Origin of the sequence: Wolbachia endosymbiont of Dipetalonema caudispina, from assembly GCF_013365495.1 — a bacterium.
In the GTDB taxonomy this organism is placed as follows: domain Bacteria; phylum Pseudomonadota; class Alphaproteobacteria; order Rickettsiales; family Anaplasmataceae; genus Wolbachia.
In genome coordinates, this window is sequence record NZ_CP046580.1 from 420871 (window position 1) to 445611 (window position 24741).

Annotated in this window: 18 protein-coding genes; 10 read left to right on the forward strand and 8 right to left on the reverse strand. The window is 27.2% G+C overall.

The window, feature by feature from the left end:
* Positions 1-905 precede the first annotated feature (905 nt).
* From GOY14_RS01580 to pyrF, 3 genes are all read left to right on the forward strand, one after another.
* Positions 906-1613, forward strand: a complete 708-nt coding sequence (locus GOY14_RS01580; protein WP_175809554.1) for a uroporphyrinogen-III synthase — start codon at positions 906-908, stop codon at positions 1611-1613.
* Positions 1613-2392: an exodeoxyribonuclease III gene (locus GOY14_RS01585; RefSeq protein ID WP_175809555.1), complete on the forward strand. Its 780-nt coding sequence runs from the start codon at positions 1613-1615 to the stop codon at positions 2390-2392. Before GOY14_RS01580 ends, GOY14_RS01585 begins: the two co-directional genes overlap by 1 nt.
* Before the next feature lie 1722 nt (positions 2393-4114).
* Complete coding sequence (gene pyrF, locus GOY14_RS01590; protein WP_175809556.1) at positions 4115-4795, forward strand: orotidine-5'-phosphate decarboxylase; 681 nt, start codon at positions 4115-4117, stop codon at positions 4793-4795.
* Between the two features lie 648 nt (positions 4796-5443).
* Here the strand turns inward: pyrF and GOY14_RS01595 are convergent.
* Positions 5444-6808: a DNA recombination protein RmuC gene (locus tag GOY14_RS01595; protein WP_175809557.1), complete on the reverse strand. Its 1365-nt coding sequence runs from the start codon at positions 6806-6808 to the stop codon at positions 5444-5446.
* A 415-nt stretch (positions 6809-7223) separates the two neighbouring features.
* Here GOY14_RS01595 and dcd point away from each other — a divergent pair, with 415 nt between their 5' ends.
* The 3 genes from dcd (at position 7224) to argS (ending at position 13833) form a co-directional block, all read left to right on the forward strand.
* Positions 7224-7781: a dCTP deaminase gene (dcd, locus tag GOY14_RS01600; protein ID WP_175809558.1), complete on the forward strand. Its 558-nt coding sequence runs from the start codon at positions 7224-7226 to the stop codon at positions 7779-7781.
* A 1017-nt stretch (positions 7782-8798) separates the two neighbouring features.
* Positions 8799-10505 carry an ABC transporter ATP-binding protein gene (locus GOY14_RS01605; RefSeq protein WP_175809559.1) on the forward strand — a complete coding sequence of 569 codons (1707 nt, stop codon included), beginning with the start codon at positions 8799-8801 and terminating at the stop codon, positions 10503-10505.
* 1621 nt (positions 10506-12126) lie between these two features.
* On the forward strand, positions 12127-13833 hold the full coding sequence (gene argS / locus GOY14_RS01610; protein ID WP_175809560.1) for an arginine--tRNA ligase: 1707 nt from the start codon (positions 12127-12129) through the stop codon (positions 13831-13833).
* 952 nt (positions 13834-14785) lie between these two features.
* Here argS and GOY14_RS01615 read toward each other — a convergent pair.
* The gene (locus GOY14_RS01615; protein WP_175809561.1) at positions 14786-14953 is read right to left on the reverse strand and encodes a hypothetical protein; all 168 of its coding nucleotides are present in this window, start codon (positions 14951-14953) and stop codon (positions 14786-14788) included.
* A 594-nt stretch (positions 14954-15547) separates the two neighbouring features.
* On the opposite strand from GOY14_RS01615, the gene GOY14_RS01620 reads away from it, so the two are divergent.
* Positions 15548-16504, forward strand: coding sequence for an RluA family pseudouridine synthase (locus GOY14_RS01620; protein ID WP_175809562.1), 957 nt, complete (start codon positions 15548-15550; stop codon positions 16502-16504).
* A 176-nt stretch (positions 16505-16680) separates the two neighbouring features.
* On the opposite strand, the gene pdhA is transcribed toward GOY14_RS01620, so the two are convergent.
* Positions 16681-17694 (reverse strand): pyruvate dehydrogenase (acetyl-transferring) E1 component subunit alpha, encoded by a 1014-nt coding sequence (gene pdhA / locus GOY14_RS01625; protein WP_175809563.1) that lies wholly within the window; start codon positions 17692-17694, stop codon positions 16681-16683.
* A gap of 55 nt (positions 17695-17749) precedes the next feature.
* Between pdhA and hemJ the strand changes: the two genes are divergently transcribed.
* The 3 genes from hemJ to dxr all read left to right on the forward strand — a co-directional run bounded on the left by hemJ (position 17750) and on the right by dxr (position 20016).
* The gene (hemJ, locus tag GOY14_RS01630; protein WP_175809564.1) at positions 17750-18181 is read left to right on the forward strand and encodes a protoporphyrinogen oxidase HemJ; all 432 of its coding nucleotides are present in this window, start codon (positions 17750-17752) and stop codon (positions 18179-18181) included.
* Positions 18182-18268: 87 nt separating this feature from the next.
* The gene (locus tag GOY14_RS01635; RefSeq protein ID WP_175809565.1) at positions 18269-18775 is read left to right on the forward strand and encodes a hypothetical protein; all 507 of its coding nucleotides are present in this window, start codon (positions 18269-18271) and stop codon (positions 18773-18775) included.
* A 68-nt stretch (positions 18776-18843) separates the two neighbouring features.
* A complete protein-coding gene (dxr, locus tag GOY14_RS01640; protein WP_175809566.1) occupies positions 18844-20016 on the forward strand; it encodes a 1-deoxy-D-xylulose-5-phosphate reductoisomerase in 1173 nt (390 codons plus the stop codon).
* Positions 20017-20021: 5 nt separating this feature from the next.
* Here the strand turns inward: dxr and pstB are convergent, their stop codons facing one another.
* The 5 genes from pstB to GOY14_RS01665 form a co-directional block, all read right to left on the reverse strand.
* A complete protein-coding gene (gene pstB / locus GOY14_RS01645) occupies positions 20022-20783 on the reverse strand; it encodes a phosphate ABC transporter ATP-binding protein PstB (protein ID WP_175809567.1) in 762 nt (253 codons plus the stop codon).
* Positions 20780-21574, reverse strand: a complete 795-nt coding sequence (gene dapB, locus GOY14_RS01650; protein WP_175809568.1) for a 4-hydroxy-tetrahydrodipicolinate reductase — start codon at positions 21572-21574, stop codon at positions 20780-20782. Before dapB ends, pstB begins: the two co-directional genes overlap by 4 nt.
* A gap of 691 nt (positions 21575-22265) precedes the next feature.
* Positions 22266-23270 carry a DNA polymerase III subunit delta gene (gene holA / locus GOY14_RS01655; RefSeq protein WP_175809569.1) on the reverse strand — a complete coding sequence of 335 codons (1005 nt, stop codon included), beginning with the start codon at positions 23268-23270 and terminating at the stop codon, positions 22266-22268.
* Positions 23271-23562: 292 nt separating this feature from the next.
* Entirely contained in the window at positions 23563-24372 is an 810-nt protein-coding gene (locus tag GOY14_RS01660; RefSeq protein ID WP_175809570.1) for a metal ABC transporter permease, read from the reverse strand.
* A 1-nt stretch (position 24373) separates the two neighbouring features.
* Entirely contained in the window at positions 24374-24739 is a 366-nt protein-coding gene (locus tag GOY14_RS01665) for an Mth938-like domain-containing protein (protein WP_175809571.1), read from the reverse strand.
* Between the last annotated feature and the right edge of the window lie 2 nt (positions 24740-24741).

The window sequence follows — 24741 nt, forward strand, 5'->3', positions numbered from 1 at the left end:
AAAAGTTTAGTGGAAAAATTGGAAACGCTCTAACTTCCTGGTGCTAAGTAACTTTTAAGCCATGAGTTCTAAATTTTCTTTTTGTCATTCTCAACTTTTATATTATTTCATTAATGAATTGATATTATGATATGAAGTATATTTGTTTAGGTTTATAAATTTTAGAAAAAAATAGAGACTGTATAAAAAAACATGAACCTCGGTCCCAAGCATTTAGCCAGTGTATTATTAATACTTTCTTAACTTATATTTTCAAGTTTTATGCTATTATTTTTACTATTTTTTACTTTAAAGTAGTGTATGGGAAGATTGTTCAGAGACTATATAAGCAAAGCATGATTAGAGAAAAGTAAGAGGTTATTATCATTGTGTATTAATAATTAATTATTTAGCTTATATAATATTACCATTATATTAATAATTTGTCAATATAGTAGATTTTATGAATTCTTTTGAAGAAAGTTGTAAAGTTTAATTATATATAAGCTTTTTCAAGCAGAGTGTATTTTGCCTTTTTTTGATAGCGTAAATTATATAGTGTCTGAATTTAATAAGATTAAAGAAGTTTGTAGATTGTAATCAGATATAGTAATTGAATATAGTGAAGGGCAGTTGGTGCTGAGAAACATTAAAGGAATAATTTAAGGATGAATGGTGCAGTGGTACTTATAAAATCTTTAATAATAAAATAGGAGGTAAAGTTAGTAATGAATAAGACAATAACTTTTAATAAAAAAGAATTAATGTTTGTGCTTAAAATTAAGAATAGTTTATAATGAGGTAATAAAAGTTAGAAAACTTTAGTTATGTAATCTAATACTTTTATTAATTACTATATTTTAAGTTTTTTATCCAGTAATCTGTATATGAAGGTATCATTTTATCTATAGGTAAAGTAAGTTAGAATGAAGTCTATATTATTAACTAGACCTTTATTAGATTCACTGAATACAAGAAATATGCTGAGAAAACATGGATATGAAGTATACATAGAGCCAGTGTTTACAATAAAATATTTACAGCCTGACATATCTACATATGAATTTGATGTAATAATATCTACAAGTAAAAATAGTGTAAAGGCATTTACTCAAATATGTAAGATGGATGATCTTCCGATAGTTGCAGTGGGTAATGCGACAATGCAAGCTGCAAAAGATTTAGGGTTTTCTGATGTTGTATCAGCAGATAGCAATGTTGGTGGGTTAATATCATTTATAAAAAATAATTATTCAATGACAGTAAAATTTTTATATATAAGGGGACAGGAGATATCATATGATTTAAAAAAAAGGTTATCTGAAGAAGGTTTTTGTGTAAGAGAAGCTGTACTCTATAAAACGATAGTTAAAAGAAATTTAACTAACAGGTGTAAAAATTTGTTATTGAGTAGTAAAATTAATAGTATTATTTTTTTTTCTTCGCAGACAGCAAGAATATTTTGTTCTTTAGTTCTAAAAAGTGGCCTGTCTCATACAATGAGTAGTGTAATTGCATATACTATGAGTAGGAATATTGCTGACAGTTTAAAGTCCGTTAAATGGAAGAAAGTTATAATATCGAAGTTTCCTACTAGAGAAAGTTTGATTAATATAATTAGTAAGGATCGCTAATGTTTAGAGTTGCAACTTGGAATGTAAATTCTATACGTAAGAGGATTAATCAAGTTTGTAATTTTATTGTTGATAGTCAAATAGATATAATTTTACTACAAGAAATAAAATGCACAGAACACCAGTTTCCTTATGAAAAAATAGAAAAACTTGGATATGAATACGCTGTTTATGGACAAGTTGCAAGAAATGGTGTTTGTGTTTTATCTAAATACTCAATACTAGAGAAATTTAGAGTTGATATTGTAGAAAGTTGCCGAGAAGCACGCTATATAGAATGTATAATAAAATTTTATAATCAAAAGATAAGAGTAGTGAGTGTATATGTTCCAAATGGTCAAAGCATTGGTTCTTGTGCTTTTGTATATAAGCTCAAGTTTTTTGATTATTTATATAAAAAAATCAGTAGTTTATTGGAGAATGAAGAGTTAACTGTTGTGGCTGGTGATTATAATGTTGCGTTAGATGAAATTGATATTTTTGATCCAGTCTTATTAGATGGCGAGGTATGTTTTCATATAAGAGAACGCGAAAAATTGAGGGCAATCTTAAATCTTGGATTTAAAGATGCATTTAGAATATTTTATCCAGATTTACGGCAGTTTACTTGGTGGCACTATAAAGGAAATGCATTTCGGAATAATCAAGGGATGCGAATAGATTATGTTCTATTATCGCCTCAAGCTGTTGATAGATTAGAAGCATGTTATATAGATGATAGATTGCGCAGGTTGGAGAATCCATCTGATCATACGCCAGTTGTATGTCTTATAAGGTAAGTGGCTTTTTTTTAGAAAAGTACAACAGAATTACATGATGATTATCAAGAGCTGAATAGCTTTTATACTTGATTTATATAGTCAAAAGAATAGTTAAAGTAAAAGATTTATGAGACTAATTTTATAAAAACAGATATTAAGCATGTTGAAAATTTGAAGTACGAAAAACAGCAATATAGCTATAAAGCTATATGTTGTCTAGTTTGAAAGTCAAAAAAAATTTGTAAGCTATTTTGTGGTCAGTTTTTATTAGATGTTTATATTGAAAAATTGAGTGTATTATAACTGTATCAAGATAGATAAAAGATAGTTATCTAATAATAACTTAACGATGGTTACTCCATTTGAAAGGATAAGAGTACTCTAAAAAAATAGATAATAGCTTAAAATTATTGTAGAGAGCTTGAAAAGTACATTAACTACTAAACGCATTAAACTGCAAATCAAAATCATTTTGTATGTAATGATTTTGTTGTTTTCAAGAGTTAAATCTTCAAGAAAAAGGTCTTAGTAGCATAAGTGAGTGTTTTATTCAGAGGAGGTCTATTTCTAAAAATGAAAAATAGCTATCTTGTACTAAAATAAATGCTTTGCTAAAAGAAAAGAAGAATTTTTAGGTTTTAATTTTGAACAGTAAGCTCTTAATGGTATGAGGCTACAACTTTACCTATGGTAAAAAAAAATCATGTTGCTACGGTTATAAAACTCATTAGAAAAAAGATAACAGAAATGTTTAGTTTTTAAGATTGTTGCAAGATTTGAGTTAAAAATTCAAATATTTTTGGTAAGATGGTTAATTTTTTTAGTTATAAAGTTACCTTAAATTGGAGGGTATAACTTCAACAAAGATAATTAAAAAAACATAGAAAGATAAGAAAAAAATATTGATTTAAAGAAGAGATAGTTAAAGAAGCTTGTAAAATATAAAAATTTATAAAGTGCTTGAAAGAAAAATGTTTTAACTTGCATATTATGTTATTTTGTACTTAATGCTGGAGATTAGTTGAGAAGATCGTTTTGTTAGTTAAAAAAATAGAGAACAAGAGTTTTTACTAAAGTCTTTAAAAATTTTGAAGTTTTTTATGTGTAGAGATGATATATACATTAAAATGTAAATGATAAAGTAGTTGAAAATATAGCAAAATGTGTTAAAAAGAACAAATAGTACTTAGTTTTCAACTTTACTGGAAGTAAGTACACTGTAAAATTGGGAATTATTTTAAAGGTATTTCTTGATAATTTAATTTCTAAGAGTGAGATAGGAAGTTGATGAGTGGGTTACTAATACGGTATTTTACGATGAAAAAAAAGAGATAGAGTAGTAATTATTTTGCTGATACTTACTATCTTAGTTAAAAGATGTGATGATAACTTGATTTTAAGGGCAAGGTATTTTGATAGAATTGATATAACAAGTATGCAAAACTCTTAATAGTGATATTGGAGAGGTAAAATTATGAAGTTAAGTGTTACTGATTGTAAAAAGTAAATAAACTTTCTTTTATAAAAAGGGTAATTTTTGAACGAATATCAAGATATATGATAGGGTAAAGATGATTGGTAATTTATTATTAAGTATTTTAGTGTTATATATTAATGTATATATAAATTTAAATTGATCATATTTTATAAGTTTAATGTTTTTTAAAGTTATAAGGAGTTGAAAAGCATAAATAATTTTCTTATCTCTTATAAAGGAATTATCTCTATAAATATATGTTAATGAATCCAATAGTATACGCATTGGATACGCAAGATTTAAATAAAGCCATATCCTTAATTAAGGTTTTACGTAATAAAGTTGGTATGATAAAACTTGGGTTAGAATTTTTTGTTGCCCATGGCCTTTCTGGAGTAAGAAAAGTTGCAAAATACAATATACCAATTTTTTTGGATCTGAAATTGTATGATATTCCAAACACTATAACTAAAGCGATTGAAGCAATAAAAGTTTTAGATATTAAAATATTAACATTAAACATTAGTGGTGGAACAGAGATGTTAAAAAAGGCTTTAAATGTAGTAAAGGATACAAAAATAGAACTGATTGGGGTTACAGTACTAACTAGTATGAGTAATAAAGATTTAAATGAGCTTGGAATAATAAAAGAGATAAAATCACAGGTAGTTTTATTGGCAAAGCTTGCAAAAAAAATCGGTTTACATGGAGTAGTTTGCTCTGCACTGGAAGCTCAGGAAGTGCGCAAAACTTGCGGTAAAAATTTTAAAATTATTACTCCTGGAATTCGTATAGATTCTAATTGTGATGATCAAAAAAGAACAGCAACACCAAAAGAAGCAATAAACTTAGGAGCTAATTATATTGTAGTTGGTAGGTCCATTACAAATAGTATAAACCCTATAAATAAAGTGGAATTAATATTAAAATCATTGACTTATTAAAATTTTAATAATAAATTAACTTTATTGTAGAAGCAATTTTGGTAAAATTGAAAAGGGAGATTGATCTTGCAATAGTTAAGGAAGGCAGCAGTGAGTGATATAAAAGTAATTTTGTGGCTGTAAAGAATGTTTAAATTTAATAGAAACTATAATTTTAGCATTTAGAGATTAATATAAGTTTTATTAAACAAGTAATAAATATTTTTTATTAAATTCACATGAGAATAAAGCTACTTAAACATATAGAACTGTTAGTAAAATAATAGGTAATATCCTTGAATATTTTAAATATCATTTAATTGTAAAGCCCATAAACGAATAAGTAATTATCTTGATATTAATAGAATAACTGCATTCAATTAAAAACTTTTATAAATATTATATCATAAGGTGTAGCTATGTTAGTATTAATTAAAGTAAAGAAGATACTAGATAATAAAATGATGTTATAAATCTAAGTGTGATTTTTATTAAGAGATACGGGTAAAATATATCTAAAAATTTGATAGGTTTAATTTTTGTCATGTTTATAAACGTGATGCAACTTTATATTGCACAAAGCTACTTAATGATACGAATTGATGAAGAAAAAGTTGAATTTGTAACCGCATTACAGCCAGTAGTGTTGATTATCATACATTAACTAAGTTATTTATTATCTTTTTTTAGCTCATTGGCATATAAATGACGTGGTAAAAATTCAAGTTCTTTTAAGAAGTTTAATTCTTTATTTTTTATATGTACACCAAGCTTATTAAACTTTCGAGCAACAGGAAATACTCTTGCTTCTAGTGAACTAATAATTTTATTATAATGGTCGACGGTGTTTTTTAAGCTTTTTCGTAAATTATCAAAATTTTCGCCCATTGTACAAATACGTTCATATAAAATATGGCCTAATTCACTGATTTTTTTCGAATTTTCAGCTACTATTTCTTGTTTCCATCCATACGCTATTGCTCTTAGTAGAGCAATTAAAGTAATTGGTGTTGCAATGATTACTTTTTTTTCTATTCCAATCTCTATTAAAGCAGGCTCATATTCTAATGCTGCGCTAAAAACTCCTTCCCCTGTTAAAAAAAGTATCACAAGCTCTGGTGTATTTTTAAACTGATTCCAATACTCTTTTTTACTTAAGTTACTTATATGTCTTTTTATTGCTAAAGAATGGCTTTTTAATTTTTCTCTTTGTATCTGCAAATCATTTTGTGACATAGCATCAAGATAAGAATCAAGCGGCACTTTAGCATCTATTATTATTTGTTTTCCAGATGGCATCCTGACTATGATATCAGGGCGCAATAAATTATTTTCATTTTTATCAACCATTGATGACTGGGTAAAAAAGTCACAGTATTCAACCATTCCTGCCATTTCTACTACCCTTTTTAGTTGTATTTCACCCCATTTTCCTTTAAAATGAGGCTTACTTAATGCATTAGCAAGACTAGAAGTTTGATTTATTAACATCCCAACTTGTTCTTTCAAGCCTTTGTATGCTCCTATTCTTTCTTTTTCCAATTCGTGTATTTCATCATCAAATCTTGCTAGTTTTTCTTTGATTGGAGTTATAATTTCATTAATTGTTGCTTGTCCTTTTTTGAAATTACCTTCTGTTTCTTTCAATTTACTATTAATTACTTCTTTAGCTAAGTTTAGAAAATTACTACTATTTGTTTGTAAAGCATCAAGAGATAGTGCTTTAAAAGTGTTTGTAAGTCTTTCTTCTGCTTTCATTAATAATTCTATTTCTCTTTTTTTTTCCTCACGTTCTTTTCGTAAGGTAGTTTCGAGTTCTACATTACTTACTTTTAAATTTATTATTTCCTCATTTTTATTTAATAAAGTTTGTTTTATCTCTTGAAGTTCATATTTTAATTTACACAAATTGTTTTCAAGATTTGCTGTATTTATTTTTTCTTTTTCTAGTTCTCTATTCTTTTTTATACTTATATAATAAAATATTAATAAAAAGAAAAAAATTAATCCGAGAAATATAGAAATAGAAAACATCAGAATATAAAAGAGCATTAACTATAATGCTATATAATTTTGTATGTAAGGAAAAGAACAAAATATTTAAGAGATATTTTTTATATATGTAAGAATTTTGTCAGTTATGAGTTAAGATTAACTAGATTTATTACCTTGCTATTCATTTTTCAATTCAGTGATTTATAAGCTTAGTAACAAAATACTAAGTTATACTGAGTTTTATGATGTTACATCTTAAGTAAGAATACTAAACGTTGTTTTGGAAATTCTTTTGTAGCACTGGTTTGGTATAAATATAGAAGAAGAACGACTAAATCTTAATACTATTTCTATATATGTTTATTTAGTTGCACACTGAGTAATATAAAGTCTATAGTTTACATTTAAATTTTATGTAATATTATTATTAATATTACATAACTTAAAGAATATCATGACAGTTATGCCTGATACGTGGATAAAAGAAAAAGCTGAAAACTTTGCAATGATACAACCTTTTATAGATCATAAAAGTAGTAAAGGTGTTATATCTTTTGGACTATCATCTTATGGATATGATGCGAGAGTAGATAATAAATTTAAAATTTTTACTAACGTTAATTCAGTTGTTGTAGATCCTAAGAATTTTTCTAAAAATAGTTTTATAGATAAGGAAACAGATGTATGCATAGTTCCACCAAATAGTTTTGTGCTTGCAAGCACAGTTGAATATTTTCGTATACCAAGAAATGTACTAGTTATTTGTGTTGGTAAATCTACTTATGCTAGATGTGGTATCATGGTAAATGTTACTCCTTTAGAACCGGGATGGGAAGGTTATGTGACATTAGAGTTTTCTAATACTACTCCACTTCCTGCAAAGATTTATGCTAATGAAGGTGCATGTCAATTTATATTTTTAAATAGTAAAAGTGAGTGTAAAAAATCATATGATGATATGAAAGGAAAATATATGAAACAGTGTGGTATTACTTTACCACTAATAAAATAAATTGCTACATTCATTATAAAATATACTATTTTATTGTTATTAAATTATTAGATTTTGTGCTACTTATTACAATTAAATTTTAATAAAGCTAGCTATTTCAAGAGCAACATTAAATGTATAACTTAAATTAAGTCTTTTGTGATTTTTTTCTTTATTTTTATTTTTATCTTTATATATTTTAAAGTAATACTAAGTTCCGAGTAAGAATAACTTCTTTAAATTGTGCAATTACTTGATTCCTATTCATAAAATTCTTTTTTTTAATCAATTTATTATTGAATATTCTAATACTATTTATCAACTAAAAAGCTGTTTTAGTACTCTTACTAATTCTTAATTGTTCACCTAACATTTCTGAAAATGCATCATTTGTTACTATATTCAAGATGTAAATCTTACTTATTTTTTATGTCTGATATTTAAGAATCATAAAATAAAAGTTTTTTTAGATCATATTCATTAATTATTCCTATTTAAATAGGATATCTAGTTTACTAAACATCAAGAAATAATATGTAATTCACTATAATATTAGGATACAATGTCAAATTATGGTTTGATTGTCTTGTTTTAAGATATTTTATAATATACTTTAGAGTGTATAAGCATTGATCATTTTTTTTAAGACTTTGAGTTTTAGCTTCTTACATTTCAATAATTATCTGTTGTTATTTTATCTTTGAATTTAAAGAATATTAACTATGTTTTTCTTTATGAGAAGTCTCTTGTAAAATTTTGGATGTATTTTCAATGCTATATTCTTATCTAATTTTATCAAAGAGGAGCAAAGTTTTTAAAATATGAATTAATAAAAAAATCATTATTTTTTTCAGCGTTATATTTAGGATGTATTAGGAACATCATATCTCTAATAATAAACACCAAAACCAAAAGCCCCTTCTTTCTTGATATCGAATAAAAAATACTTAATAGATTTTGCTTTCACTGCAAACCATATATTTTCTCTTTTTCATGAAATTAAAATCTATATACTTAATTTCAAAACTTTTAAGTAACATGCAATCTAATATTAGGCAATTATTTTACTATATAAAACCTAATCTATATTACTTTATTATAGCTTTTATTGCAGTTCTATCTTCTGCTTTAATGATTCTTCTTTTTGGCAGGGGCTTGAGTAGTATAATTGACTTTGGTACAGGACATAGCTTTACTACTAAATTAGTAGCAACTATATTTATAGTTTTAGCCATTTCTCTTGCTGCATTTATTAGGTTATACTTTATTGGAATTGGTAGCGAGAAAGTTATTGCAAAAATCAGGTATGATTTATATAGTAATATTATCGATTTACAACCAAGTTTTTTTGAGAACACAGGTGTGCAAGATGTGATCTCAGCATTAATCACTGATACTTCTGTGCTGCAATCAATAATAAATAGTAGTCTACTTACCATATTAAGAAATTCAGTATTACTAATTGGTAGTGTTACTATGTTGATATATACTAATTTGCATTTAACCGCATATGCAGCTGCAATAGTACCAATATTGTTAATCATTATGACATCACTTGGAAAAAAGGTGCGTAATTACGCACGCCTTGCTCAGAGTAAGTTAAGAGAACTTGCATCACTTAGTGAGGAAAATTTCCGATCTATAGCAACTATTAAGTCGTTTGTGTTAGAAGAGAATGAGAAAGTTCGTTTTAAAGAGTACTTAAACTCAGTATCAAAGTCATATATAAAATTAGTGTTTTTGCGTGCTATTTTAGTAACTTTAATTATCTTATGTGTAATAGGTTCGTTAATTATTTTGCTTTTTTTTGGTATCAGAGAAGTTTTAAGCAGTAATATGACTATTGGAGAGCTCTCCTCATTCGTGTTTTATTCAGCTCTTGCAGCTGGGGCTGTAAATAATTTGAGCGATAACATCAGTGATTTACAACGAGGCCTTGGAGTAGTAGAACGCTTACTTGAACTCAAAGATATAAAAAGCTCTATAACGGACATTAGTAATCCCATTAAAATTTATAATATCCAAAAAGAAATTAAGTTCAACAATGTAACGTTCTTTTATGAATCTCACTTAAATAAACCAGTATTAAATAATGTATCCTTTTCTATAAAGGTAGGTCAATCTGTTTCAATCATTGGACCATCTGGCAGTGGTAAAAGTACTATTTTAAAACTTTTGTTTCGCTTCCATGATCCAACTCAAGGTAATATTACTATTGATGGGCATAATATTAAGTCAATTGCATTAAACAATCTTAGGTTATTATTTGGTTTAGTACCCCAAGATCATATGATATTTTCTTGTTCAATAATGGAAAATATACTATACGGTAAACCAAGTGCTGAGTATGAAGAAGTAAAACAAGCAGCTATCAGTGCTTATGCAATGGAGTTTATCGATAAATTACCAAATAAATTTGATACATTTGTAGGAAAGAGAGGATTAAAGCTTTCTGAAGGACAAAAACAACGTATTATAATAGCAAGAGCCATACTTAAAAACCCCCAGGTTTTAATATTGGATGAAGCAACTTCTGCCCTTGATTATAAAAGTGAGAATCTTATACAAAAAGCGCTAAATAAGTTAATGCAGAATAGAACAACGATCATGATTACACATAGATTGTCATCTACACTTAAAACCGATAAGATTGTAGTAGTTAATCATGGAGAAATAGAAGAAATAGGGACTCATGACTCACTCATGAATAAAAATGGATTATATGCAAAATTAGTAAAAATATAGCAGTATAATTTATTGAAATACAATTTAAATAAAAAAAAGTTTTAATTATGCTATTATGAGTTAGGTTTTTATTTTTAATTCAGAATTAAATTATTTAATCTTAAATTTTACTGATAAAAAAGTTGCCATTCTTTTTTTGAAGGGTTGTCATAATTTTTATTATAATATAAAATCATAATAAATATACTTCTTATTTTATAGTATCAGTCTTATTAAAAGATGTTTTTTGTTGTAAACTTTCAGTATCTTATGTTGTTAACTTTATAATATAATTTTTTACTGATAATGATGCGATTTTTACATAATGCTGCCTATCTACTAAAGATTTTTTAAAAATATTTAAACCATATGCTCCTTAAATATGTATTATTTTTAATGTTTTTTAGGATCATGGACATTGAATAACCTGGTATTTTTATTTTTTTTAATTTTTTTTAACTATTTATGCTATTTAACTCTACAACTATATATTCTAATTTTATTAGATGAGCAATAAGCTTTATTTCTCAAACTATCAATCATGATATTTACTAATCAATTTAGTAATGATATCAAAGTGAATCTGTAATTATGTTGAAAATGTGCTCTAAAACGATGATGTTGTATAATTTATAATGTTCTAAACATATTTTATATTTATTGAGCTTTGCATCTCTTTCGCTGCTTTTCACTTGTTATAATGTAACACGGGTAATTTATAACTTTGATAATATGATAGTATTAGAATATATATTAACATATTAAAGTGTAAAGTAAAAGGTAAAAATTAAAAGTTGAAGAAGTTAATAGTATGAGTTCGTAGTAGCTGTTTCTATGGAATGATTTTGAGAGTAAGTTTTTGTAGATGATTTACAACTTAATAAAATGATAAAAAGATGTAAAAGTGTGTGGAGGATCAAAATAAGTGATACTATTTTTGTCTGAGAGATCCCCTCATTAATTAATGTTGAGGTTAAAAAAAAAGAGAAAGGTGTAATACTACTTTGTTAATTGTAGTTTTAATAGCTTATTTGTGTATATTCTTATACTTTTCTACTAGAAATTTGAAATAAAATCTTAAATTGTTGAGGAATTTGATACTATGAAGTGATACTATTTTAAATAGATTACAAGTAAAATTACAAAGAATATAGTCAGAAAACTTCCATTACAAATAAATGAGAAAACTTTTTAAAAAATAAATTTAGCAAATATAAAAAAATCGCGTATGTAAAGTTCAATAGATAGAAAAATTTTCCTGTGAAGCGTATATTACTTAGTATACTGAAAAGTAGGATGTAACCTTTTATAAAAAATACTTTATATTTACAATATAAGATTAGCATATTACTGTATTCATAACTTTAGTTTTGACAATGTAGTTGATAATTTTTTATAGCCAAGATAGGTCACTTATAGTAAAGATTAAAAATCTATATATTTTTTTATTTATATAAACCTGTGTTAATCATAGTCCGATTATAAGTTTTAATTATTAATTCATTACAAAAAAAACTATTTATTTTATATGTATTTCTTATTATGAATTACATTTAATTCTTATAGAATTACAAATTGAAGATATATCTTCAATTTGTCTTATTCATTTATTATACTATAATAAATTTATAATTTTTGATTGATGAATATTTTTAAACAAATTTTTTTGTTGATTCTTAATAAGTTGGAAGAACTAAAGCAAAAAAATATTATAAATACAAATGTAGAGAATTTTATTTTAAGGTCTCCAAGTAATAGAGCACATGGTGATATTTATACAAATATTGCTATGATACTTGCGAAATATGAAAGGAAGAGTTCTATTGAAATTGCAGAGGTGTTAGCAGGGGAATTTAAACTTTTTAGTGAAGTTGAAAAAGTAGAAATAGCTGGCTCTGGCTTTATTAATATACATCTAAAAATGGAGGTATGGCATGAAGTTCTTAAACAAATAAATGAGCTAAAAACAGAGTTTGGTACTTTAAATATTGGAAATGATCAAACTGTAAATATTGAATTTGTATCTGCAAATCCAACTGGCCCACTCCATATTGGTCATGTAAGAGGAGCAGTATTTGGTGATGTTTTAGCAAATTTACTAAAAAAAGTTGGTTATCAAGTAACTAAGGAGTATTATATTAATGATACTGGAAGACAGATAGATACATTAATTCGATCAGTATATTTACGATACAGAGAAGCTTTAGGAGAGAGTATTAGTATTGAAAAAGGTCTATACCCAGGTGAGTATTTAAAAGCAATAGGAAAAAAATTAGCTGAAAAATATGGTGAAGGTCTTTTAGAAAAAAGAGATTATCAAGTGATTAAAAATCATGCTTTAAGTTCTATTTTAGCACTTATAAAAGAAGATATGAATTTGCTCGGAGTAAATCATGATATTTTTACTTCGGAATATGAGTTGCAAAAAAGTGGCAAGATTGAAAAAAGCATAAAACTATTGTCTGAGAAGGGGTTAGTGTATGAGGGATACCTACAAAGACCGAAGAGTAAAGAAAGTAAAAATTGGACTTCTAGGAAAGAAGTTTTATTTTGTTCAACAAAATTTGGTGATGATATTGATCGTGCATTAAAAAAGGAAGACGGTAGCTGGACTTATTTCGCATCAGATATAGCTTATCATTTTGATAAGATATCACGCGGCTTTAATAATATGGTCATAGAACTTGGTAGTGATCATGGTGGATATGTCAAAAGGCTTAAAGCAGTTGTTTCTGCGCTAAGTGATAATAAGGCAAAGATAGAAGTAAAATTGCATAATATTGTAAATTTCTTTGATAATGGAAAACCTATTAAAATGTCTAAAAGGTCAGGAAAATTTTTGACAGCAAGAGATGTAATCAAAAAGGTAGGTAGGGATATTACCCGCTTTATAATGCTAACTAGTAGGAATGACATGGTTCTTGATTTTGATTTTACTAAAGTGAAAGAACAATCAAAAGATAATCCTATCTTTTATGTGCAATATGCATATGCACGGGCTTGTTCGTTAATGCGTAATGCTCCGAAAGAACTTCCAAATGTAAATCCTTCACTTTTAAAGACTGATGGAGAATTATTACTTATAAAAATATTAGCAAAATGGCCAAGTGTATTAGAAATAGCAGCAAGACTTTATGAACCCCACAGAATTACTTTCTACTTACTTGAAGTTGCAGAGATATTTCATGCTTTATGGGGATATGGTAAGAATGATTTAAACATGCGATTCATACTAAAAGATAATTTAAACCTAACTTCTGCAAGAATATTTCTTGTTCAAGCTCTAGCACACATTATTGCTTCTGGACTTTCTATTTTTAATATAAAACCTTTAGAGGAAATGAAATAAGTAAAAATCTAAAAGTAATAGGGGGAACTTTAAGATTACTTATTCCTTAAGTTATAGTAGCATAACCCTTTTTTTATTAATAAAAATACTTCTCCTATTGTAACTGCTACTAAAATAAAGCAGTAATGTATCTGTATTGATAAAAAATAAGCGCGATATAAAAATATACTACCTCTGCTAACAAATAGTGAGCCTTAGGATAAGATGTCTTTGTAGTACGAAAAAAATATTTAATTAGCATTATGGTATGCGATACATGCTTTTTCTGACAAGTCTTTTTATGATTATACCACTTATAAAATAGCAATAGTATATTAGCAACTAAAACAGTAAACATAGATGCTATTCCTGCTATCAAAATGCAGCTTTAATTTTTATAGTACTCTTTTATGATGAGTTTATGTAATGCTTTTGACCTTAGTTTATACATCATATTATTTAATTTACTAATAAGTAGCAAATACTGCTATTTCAGTTATTTTTCAAAATCTAAAATATATATCGTAAGAAGATTGAAAATAGAATAGTGAAAAATTTATTACTAGTATAAAGGTCATAATTAATGTTTATAGTTATTACTACTAATGTAGTAACCTCAAATAGAACTAATGACTATAAAAAAATATAGGGAACAATTTTTATTATAGATAAATAACCTAGATTTGATACAGTGATAATCTTTGTTCTATCCATAGTTGCTATCTCAGATAAACAAGTGTAATCTAGTGATAGGATGCTTTTTGGGATTTACTTTAATTATCCTTTATTGTAGCTTCTTATGAAGACATATATGCAATAGTTATATCAGATATTTGGGAATTGCAGCAAATACAGTGCTCCAACTACAGTTGCATCCTTTTTTATTTCAAGATCGATCAAAAACTCTACTTTTGCTAAGTTACTACCATAATTACACATTAATGTAATAACTCCTATAAATGTTCAATTGCAGTTAAAATGACAGCAAAAGTTTAAAATACTCAGGTAATAATAATTTTGCTGGAAGAAAATTAATAATTAGATTCGAATAATGTCTGCTATCAATTGATTGGCTAACAGAAGAAAATGCTCCTGAAAAAAATAGGAAAACTAAACACGTAGTTAAGGTATTTTTTCCCATGCTTCACAATAATAGTATCGAGCTCATGTAAATTTTATCTGTTTTGCATAAAATAGCAGAAAGTAGTGTTTGGTAATAAGCAAATCACTGGAGAAATTTAATAAAGTAGGTTTTTCAAGTAAAAAAGAATAAGTACCACTATCAAGATAGAAAACTAAAAAATAAATAAAGGAATAAAAGCAATCATTTTATGAATTGAAAATTTGAATTATGACTAGTTGAATAATTTTAAGCAAGTCTGCTTTTGTTAATTTTATAGAAAGTTGATAATAAAGTTCAATATTTATTGAGTTTATTAGTTAAATTATATAGTAGTATGCAAAAATTATTTTTGTTTGAAAAATATAATTTCTCAGTATTGCTTTTTAGATGAAGCTATAATAGTAGTTATCAAGAAGAAAATTTTTTAGATCTAAAAGAGCTTGATTATAACTTGAAGTAAATTGATTTATTAGGCATAAATATAGCTTATCTATAATCACTTATAAAGTTGTATAAAACTTGATCAAGTTTTTATTGTTTGGATTGATCATAGAGAAATATTGAAACAACACAATAGTTAATATTTTATAGAAATTTATTTTAAGTAATAAAATGCTTCAGAATATGAAAACTATACTAATAAGAGATAATAATGTTAGGTTAGATAGGTATATAAGAAGAATTTTTCCAGATTTAAAACAATCTTTAATTGAGAAATCATTAAGGAAAGGGTTGATTAAAGTTAATGCTCGTAGAGCTAAGTCAAGTGATAGAGTATACTCTGGACAAACTATAACAATAAAACACTTATACTATCTTCTTGGTAAGACTAATTCCGACTGTAAATATAGTAAAGAGTTAGTGAATATATTAAAAGACAATATCTTATATGAAGATGAGTATATAATAGCTATAAATAAACCAGCAGGAGTAATTACTCAAGGTGGTATAAAAGTAAAAGTCAGTATTAGTGGCTTGCTTGATCAAATTAAAGAAGGAGAAATATTAAAGATTGTTCATAGATTGGATAGGGATACAAGTGGAATAATAATATTTGCACGTAATGCAAATATTGCTAGATATCTTATGAAAGAATTTAAAGAACGAAGAGTAAAAAAAATTTATTTAGCACTAATTTCAGGTATACCGAATAAAAATAGGGGAACAATAGATCACCCATTAGTAAAAAAATACATTTTAGGTCAAGAAAAAGTGGTTGTCGATGAAAATTCATCTAGGAATGCTATTACGCGTTTTTCGATTATAGCAAAGCTAAAACAAAACGTTGCTTACGTAAAATTACAACCGATAACTGGTAGAACTCATCAGTTGAGAGTGCATTTAGCTCATATAAACTGTCCTATTCTTGGTGACGGTAAATATGGTGGTAAGAAAGCTTTTGTTAATGGAATAGCAAAGACGGTTCATCTTCATTCTTATTCTTTATCTTTAAAGTTACCAAATGGCAAGAAAATAACTATTACTGCTTTTCTTCCTGAGTACTTTAAGAAATCTGTTGAAATATTACACCCTTCATTTTTGAAAATGACTACGAGTAATTATCTATAGAAAAAGTAAAAAAACATAAATTCTTATGGTTTGAATTTAGACATATTAATTTTTTATCATATATTAAATATGATGAGCATTAAATAAACAGAAGTTGGAAAATAAAATAAATATTTAACAAAAATTTTAAGTTCTGAAATATTTTGAGTTTAGTATGATAAAATTTTTAGAATGTCCTAAGTAATTTGTTTACATTTCTCATTATTAAAATAGTTGGTGGTTTTATAAACATCAATATACAACTCATCAGTATTTGGTTCCTTACTATTTTTAGCAAAATCTTCCGATTTTTTTATTAAATTAAGTATTTCTTTATCGATTGCTTTACAATCTTCTTCTGAAATAACTTTACTATTTATCATATATTTTTTTAAAGAGCTTATAGGGTCATAATTTAGCTTTATATTCTCAATTTTTTCTTTTGAACGATAAGTAGCAGGATCTGACATTGAATGGCCACGATATCTATATGTCTTCATTTCAAGCAGAATAGGACCTTTTCCACTACGTACGTATTTAGCTGCTGCATCTGTTGCTTCATAAACAGAAAAGCAATCCATTCCATTAACCTGTTTTCCAGGGATACCAAAAATCTCTCCTCTTTTGTATAGCTCAGTTGCTAAAGTTGCTCTTTGTACGGAAGTTCCCATTGCATATCCATTATTCTCTATAATGTAAATTACTGGCAGTTGCCACAAAGAAGCCATATTAAATGATTCATACACTTGTCCTTGGTTTGCAGCACCATCACCTAAATATGTGAATACCACGTTGTTTTTTCTCTTATACTTATTAGCAAAAGCTATTCCTGTACCGATTGGAACCTGTGCACCCACTATTCCATGTCCACCAAAAAAATTTTTCTTAATATCGAATATATGCATTGAACCACCTTTGCCCTTTGAACATCCAGTTTCCTTACCGGTCAGTTCTGCCATTACAATGTTTGGATCAGAATCACATGCAAGCATTAGACCATGATCTCTATAACTTGTTATGAAAGCGTCACCAGGCTTAGATGCAGCATGAGTTCCAATTACAACTGCTTCCTGTCCTATAGATAAGTGACAAAATCCGCTTATTAATCCCATTCCATATAATTGCCCTGCTTTTTCTTCAAACTTGCGTACTAGTAGCATCTTTCTATAAAATTTAATCATCTGCTCTTTAGTAAAATTTTCTTCTTTCATATCAATTCTATTTTCATTAAACTAAAATAATATCAGAAGTTTACAATATTTTATAATGGATTACTATCGCTGGTTTGAAGCTTTTCATGTTATTTTCGTTATTATGTGGATGGCAGGTATGCTCTACTTACCTAGACTTTACGTCTATCATGCAACTGTAGAGTTAGGGTCTGAAAGTGATAGTTTACTCCAAATAATGGAAAAAAGGTTACTTAAATACATTGTAAACCCTGCAATGCTTTTTTCATTTATTTTTGGTATTATATTAACAATTATAAGAGAAGCATATTATGAAGGATGGTTTCATATAAAAATATTAGCATTATCTTTCATGTTTATTATTTATGTACTACTTGTAAAACATAGGAAAAATTTTGCAATGGGCTTAAATAAAAAAGCTCACATTTATTTTCGTATCCTGAATGAGATAGTTACAGTGCTAATTATAATTATAATTATTACAGTTATTGTAAAACCGTTCTACTAACTTCTTTCAGACGTTTACTTAAGAAGTATTGATGTTCTTTAACATTTATGATAAAATGTTTTCCTTAAAAATTTTTAATAAAAGGTTATGAGTGGTAAAGCTCAAGGTCCAAATATTGCAGAGTGGCAAGCTCAACAACGATACCAAGAAGAAAGGAAGAGTGGTTTTGGTCTTGGTTATAGTGACTCCATTGCAACTATCATAGATGGAATGAAATGGCTATTTAACTTTCATGAAGGAGCAATTGCTGCTTACAACAATGTGTTTGAAAGTTTGATAAGTGGAAGTAGTTTAATAGCATTATTTGGAAAATCTGATAATATGTTTGGTATAAAATTTCTTGAGGGTCTTGCAGAACATTTTTCGGGTGAAGGTGAAGATGCTGAAAGCAGAATATTAGAAGGAATGGATACTAGTTCTAAAGGAGAAGGTTCTTACTTTGATGATTATCCTCACTTTAGTAATGAAATGGCTTATAATACTAACGGTTTATATAACATGTTTGACTCAGGTAATCATCATGATCAATTTTTTTCATCAAATCCTTCACTTTCTATATGTAATAATGACTATGAGCATGAGCTTAGTGTCTAGAATCATTAAATAACAGTCAAGAAAGTAACATTTATCCACTTTATCATAATTAACATGAGTTTATTCTAGTGAAAAAGGTTTCAATTTTAGGATCAACAGGAAGTATTGGGAAAAAAACTGCGGATTTACTATTAAGAGAAAAAGAAAAATATCAAGTAGAAGTACTTAGTACCCATTCAAATTTTACTTTACTAGCGTATCAAGCTAAATCTTTGGGTGCAAAATATGTTGCTATTTCTAATGAAAAGTTTTACAAAGATTTAAAAGAAAGCCTATTAGGCACAGGTATTAAAATAGAAGTTGGTGCTAAAGGTTTAATAAATGTTGCTTCTTTGCCTATTGATCTATCAGTTGTTGCAATAGCTGGTATTGCAGGCCTTGAACCAGTTATGAACATAATAGAAAGTGGTACTAAAGTTATTGCATTAGCAAACAAAGAAAGCATTGTTTGTGGTGGAGAATTACTACTTAAAAAAGCTAAAGAAAAAAACGTACAGATAATTCCTATTGACTCTGAGCACAACGCAATTTTCCAAGTTTTACAAAATGATGATAAATGTGTAGAAAAGATTATACTTACTGCTTCTGGTGGACCGTTTTTGAATTATAGCTTTGAACAATTAAGAAATGTTATAGTAGATCAAGCATTAAATCATCCTACTTGGAACATGGGAAAGAAAATCTCAATTGATAGTGCGACAATGATGAATAAAGCTTTAGAAATAATAGAAGCACATAGTTTATTTAACATTAACCCTAATAAAGTTGAAACAGTAGTACATCCTGAATCCATAATACATGGAGTTGTAGTCTATAAAGATGGTTTCAATTTTGCTGTACTTGCAGAAGCTGACATGGCAGTTCCTATTTCATATGCTCTATCTTGGCCAAAAAGGTCAGATTTAAGTTATAAATTAGATTTAATAAAGCAGAAAAAATTAACTTTTCAAGAGCCTGATTACAAACGCTTTCCTGCACTAAAACTTAGTATGGAAGTACTAAATTCTTCTCTGCCACACATAAACAGCATCGTACTTAATGCTGCAAATGAAGTAGCTGTTAATGAATTTTTGAAATCACGTATTGACTTTTTAGGAATAGTAAAAGTAGTAGAGTCGACAATAGAAAATTTTGATAGTTATACTAATATTAATTCATTGCCTGATATAATAGATATTGATCGTGAAAGCCGTATCCTTGCCAAAGGAATTATTGCATGCAAAACTTTTGTATATAGTTAAAAGATTTAATGATCAAGAATATATTCTTTTGTTAAGGAAGAGTGAGCATTTTCAAATACTTCTTGGACATTTCCAGATTCAATGATCTTACCATTGTGAAAGAAAATTACACTATCAGATAATTTTTTAGCTTGTTTCATTGAATGAGTCACCATAATTATGGTGAACCTTAATTTCAACTCTTGTATAAGATTTTCAATCGCATTGGTTGCCATCGGATCAAGAGCAGAGCATGGTTCATCCATCAGTAAAATAGTTGGCTTTATTGCAATTGCACGAGCAATACATAATCTTTGTTGTTGGCCACCAGATAAATCTAATGCACTGTCCAGTAATCTATCTTTCAACTCTTCCCATAAACCAACTTTGGTTAGACTATTTGCTACTATTTCATCTAATTTCTTTTTATTTTTTATCATACCATGTAATTTTGGACCATAAGCAACGTTATCATATATTGATTTTGGAAAAGGATTAGGTTTTTGAAATACCATACCTACTTTTGCTCTAAGTAGCACAACATCCATGTCACGTGAATATATATTGCCTAACCCATCAATAATTAGCTTACCGATAACTTTGCATCCTGGTACATAATCATTCATGCGATTAAAACAACGTAAAAATGTTGATTTACCGCACCCAGATGGTCCAATAAAAGTGGCAACTTTCTTTTTAAAAATATCCAAATTTATATTAAATAAGACTTGTTTAGAGCCATACCAAAGATTTAAATCTTTAATAGAGGCAAGTAGTATATCATTCATATCACACTTTGCATTGAATAAAGTCCTGGAATTTCTCTTTTGTTTTCATATAGCCATATTGCTGCTTTAACAGCACCTTTAGCAAAGGCTGTTCGATTAATTGCTTTATGACTTAATTCTATCCGTTCATCAGAATTAACAAATATTACGTTATGATCTCCTATCACTCCTCCTCCACGAGATACTGCAAAACCTATCTTACCCTTTTCCCTTATATTTGAATTATTAAGTAAATATTGATTAAACTCAAAATCTTTTTTTGAAGCATAAGCAATTGCTTTACCAAGTTCTATAGCTGTTCTAGATGGTGAACCTTTTTTTAAGTTATGATGCATTTCCCAAATCTCAGCATCATATTCACTTCCTAAAAGCTTGGTAGCCTTTTTTAGCAATTTTAGCAATACATTAACTCCGATACTCATATTTGCTGACCACAATATCGGAATCTTGGTAGCATACTCTTTTAAAGAGATATCTTCTATTTCAGTCGTTCCACTAACTAATGGAGTTTTAAATCTTACAGCTGCAGCAAGGCAAGCTAACATGCATTCTTTAGTTGTAAAATCTATTACAATATCAGACAATTTGAATAGATCCGTAATAGAATTTGTAATTTTAATTCCTAAAATAGAACTATGGCCTATGACTGGTCCAATATCTAGACCTATGTATTTACTATCAAAACGAGTAACAGCACCTGCTATTTCTACCTTAGTATTAGTGACTAATTCACTAATTATCTTTTTTCCCATTTTACCTAAACAGCCTGTTACCCCAACTTTGATTTTCATAAAGTTTTTTTTATATTAAATATTAAAATTAAACATCTTTTTAAATTCTGTATTTTCGTATCTTCTAACCTAGATTTATTACTATTAAAATAGTATATATTTTATTGAGCTACATGCCAATGTTCTTTTTTTTTTCTTATTGTGAGTAATATATGAATTTTCTCCATAAAATTAATATATCTTTTTTAAAACTTATGGTTGTTCTAAGTAATATCTTTATAAAAGCTTAATTGTGAGATTATTATAAATTAAGTAAAATAAATCATTATTTTAGCTAAACAGTGATAGTAAGAATTCACATTGTTTTTATATGTTTTTGCTCATCGAAACGAGGAGTTGGCTTTTATATGATTAAGCTATGTTAGCTAGCTATAAAATAAAACCATAGACTAGCACTAGTCTTTCGAGAACCTAAGTAAAGTATCTAAATATGATTAAAGTTTGGCTTTTTTTAATTATTCTCTTGGGAAAAAACTATAGGAAAAATGGGTACCTCACTTTACGACAAGAGGATTATTTTAAAATATATAATAATTTTCTGTTTTCATTTATGAAAGAAGAGAATAGCTTAAAGAAGTAACTCCGAAGCTTACAATTAATAAAATTAAAATAGTTACTTAACTCTATTTAGTGATTAATTCACTATTTTAGCGTTATTTAATTTTTGAAATACTAATAGATTATACAGAAATTAAGCTTCAATGCCAGAAGTTTGTAGCATATGTTGAAAAATCATTTTATGATCTAGATCGGTTGTTTTGCAGACAATTTCTAAATTTATTAATTTTTCTATGATCTTCTTAAGCTCTGGAAGCTGAAAATTTTTTAAGTGACATTTAAAATCTTGTAAATACTTAAAGAACAATGGAGGATGCAACCAATTAATTGCGGTTTGTTCATTCATTCCACCTTGGATTAATAGTGAGACGTTCTCAAGATATAAAAAGTAATTTAATATAATACGAATTAGTGCTATCGGTGAAAAATTTTCTTGTAATATCAGTATGTCAGAAATTTTAATGAATTGTATTATATCTTTATTCGCTACAGCAGAGTATAATTTATCAAGTGTAATATAAACATTATTAGAAGTTGAAAGGCAAAGCTTTACGTCAATAAGTTTTAGGTCTTTTCTCTCCCCTAAATATAAAATTAGCTTTTCAAGTTCTGAATATATAGGTAGCTTACTATCATTAAAGTAGGACTGCAAATAACAAATTATTTTATTTGTGAATCTTATACCATTTTGTTTTAAGTAATCTAATATTATATCACATGAATTATCATTGTTGTTCTTATAGCAAGTAATGATACCAAAAATTTTTGAATTTTCTATGTAATTTTTAGTTGTAGAATTGTATGGAAGATCATTTGCTATCATTAATATATAATGATCATTTGTATTAAGGTCCAACACGTTCTTTAATTCTTTGGATATACTCTTGCTTACATTTATTAGCTTAATCAATTTCTTATTGGTAAACATTGAAACATTCACTAACTCAGAAAATAACAGGCTAGGGTATCTGTCTACTGTTGCAAAATCCATTATCTGAACTGAATATTCATCTAAATTAGCAATTATTTCCCGCATAAAAAGGTCTATTCTGTTATTATCACTTCCATAAATTAATACACCTTTTAAAATATCTGGTTTCTCAAGAAACTTTTTAACCTTAGATGGTATAATTTTCATATTTTTTTATAATATTATTATTACTCAATTATATAAAAAAGTTTGAAATTATGAGCCTTTTTATACAGCATTTATGTATATAACTTACTATATTTTATATTATCAGCAATTTATTTTTGAAAATACTTGTGATAAAATTTTTTTATAGAATTTAACTTTTATTAAAAAAATTCTTTTTCAATTGCATTGCTTTTTTATAAATTAATAGTTATAATTATATATAATAAAAATCATTTCCCAAGGGAATCACAATTATAGTTAATAAGCTGAAATTAATATTACTTAGATAAGATTAAGCAAATTTATTTAATATTAACCTCATAAAATAAGCAATAATTAAATATGTAGCTGCAACAAGTATGATTGCAGGTCCTGTTAATAGATCAAAACTTGCAGACAATATTAGACCTGATATTCCAGAAATTACAGAAAAACCTGTTGCAGTAATAATCATCTGTATTGGAGTTTTTGAGATGAGTCTTGCAGATGATGCTGGTATCAGTAAAAATGCAGCAATCAGTAATATCCCTATTAATTGGGCTGACACTGCTATAAATATAGCGAGGGTAATCAAAAACTCTAGCCTAACCAAATTTACATTTACTTTTTCAACTATTGCTAAATCTTGATTAATTGAAATCATTAGCCAGTAGCGCCATCTAAATGCTAGTATTAGAGTCACTATTATTGAGATTAAAAAAATTAATGCTATATCATTTTGTTCTAATGTTAATATATCCCCAAATAGTGAACTAATAATACTACTATTGCTCGATGGAAGAAAAGACATTAATATTAAACTTGACGATAGAACTACATTAGTGATAATATTTAATATTGCATCAATAGAATATAATCTATTAAAATTAAGGGAAAGCAGTATTGCAAAAGCAATTGCTATAATCATTATACTGATTGATGGACTAATCTTAAAAATTAAAGCTAATGCAATACCAAGTAATGATGAATGTGATAAGCTATCACCTAAATATGATAATCTTTGCCATATCATAAATGATCCTAATGTACCTGTTACTAAGCTGATTATGACTATTGCAACTAGGCTATTAATAAAAAAGTCTTGTGTGAATATTTCAAACATACTATATTGGCTTTAGATAAGTAACAACAAATCTATTCTCAGATAGGAGAACATTATGAGTTCCACATGCTGCATCAGTTGTCATGAACTCAAGGTTTAAGTTCTTCTTTTTTATAAGGCGGGATTTTACTAAAGAAGTTATTATTTTACGTGTTTTACCAGTACCTATTAACAAAACTTCTATTTCTTCTGTTAAAAAGGATCTAAAATATTTTTTATTATCTATATTATCTTTCTTAAGTTCAATTATCTTTTCAGGGAAAATTATAATTGAGCTGTAGTATTCTTGATTATTTACCGAAAATTTTCCTTTTTCATAACTATCTATAAAATTTTTATTCTGAGAAATTAAAGGGATTATTTTCATAA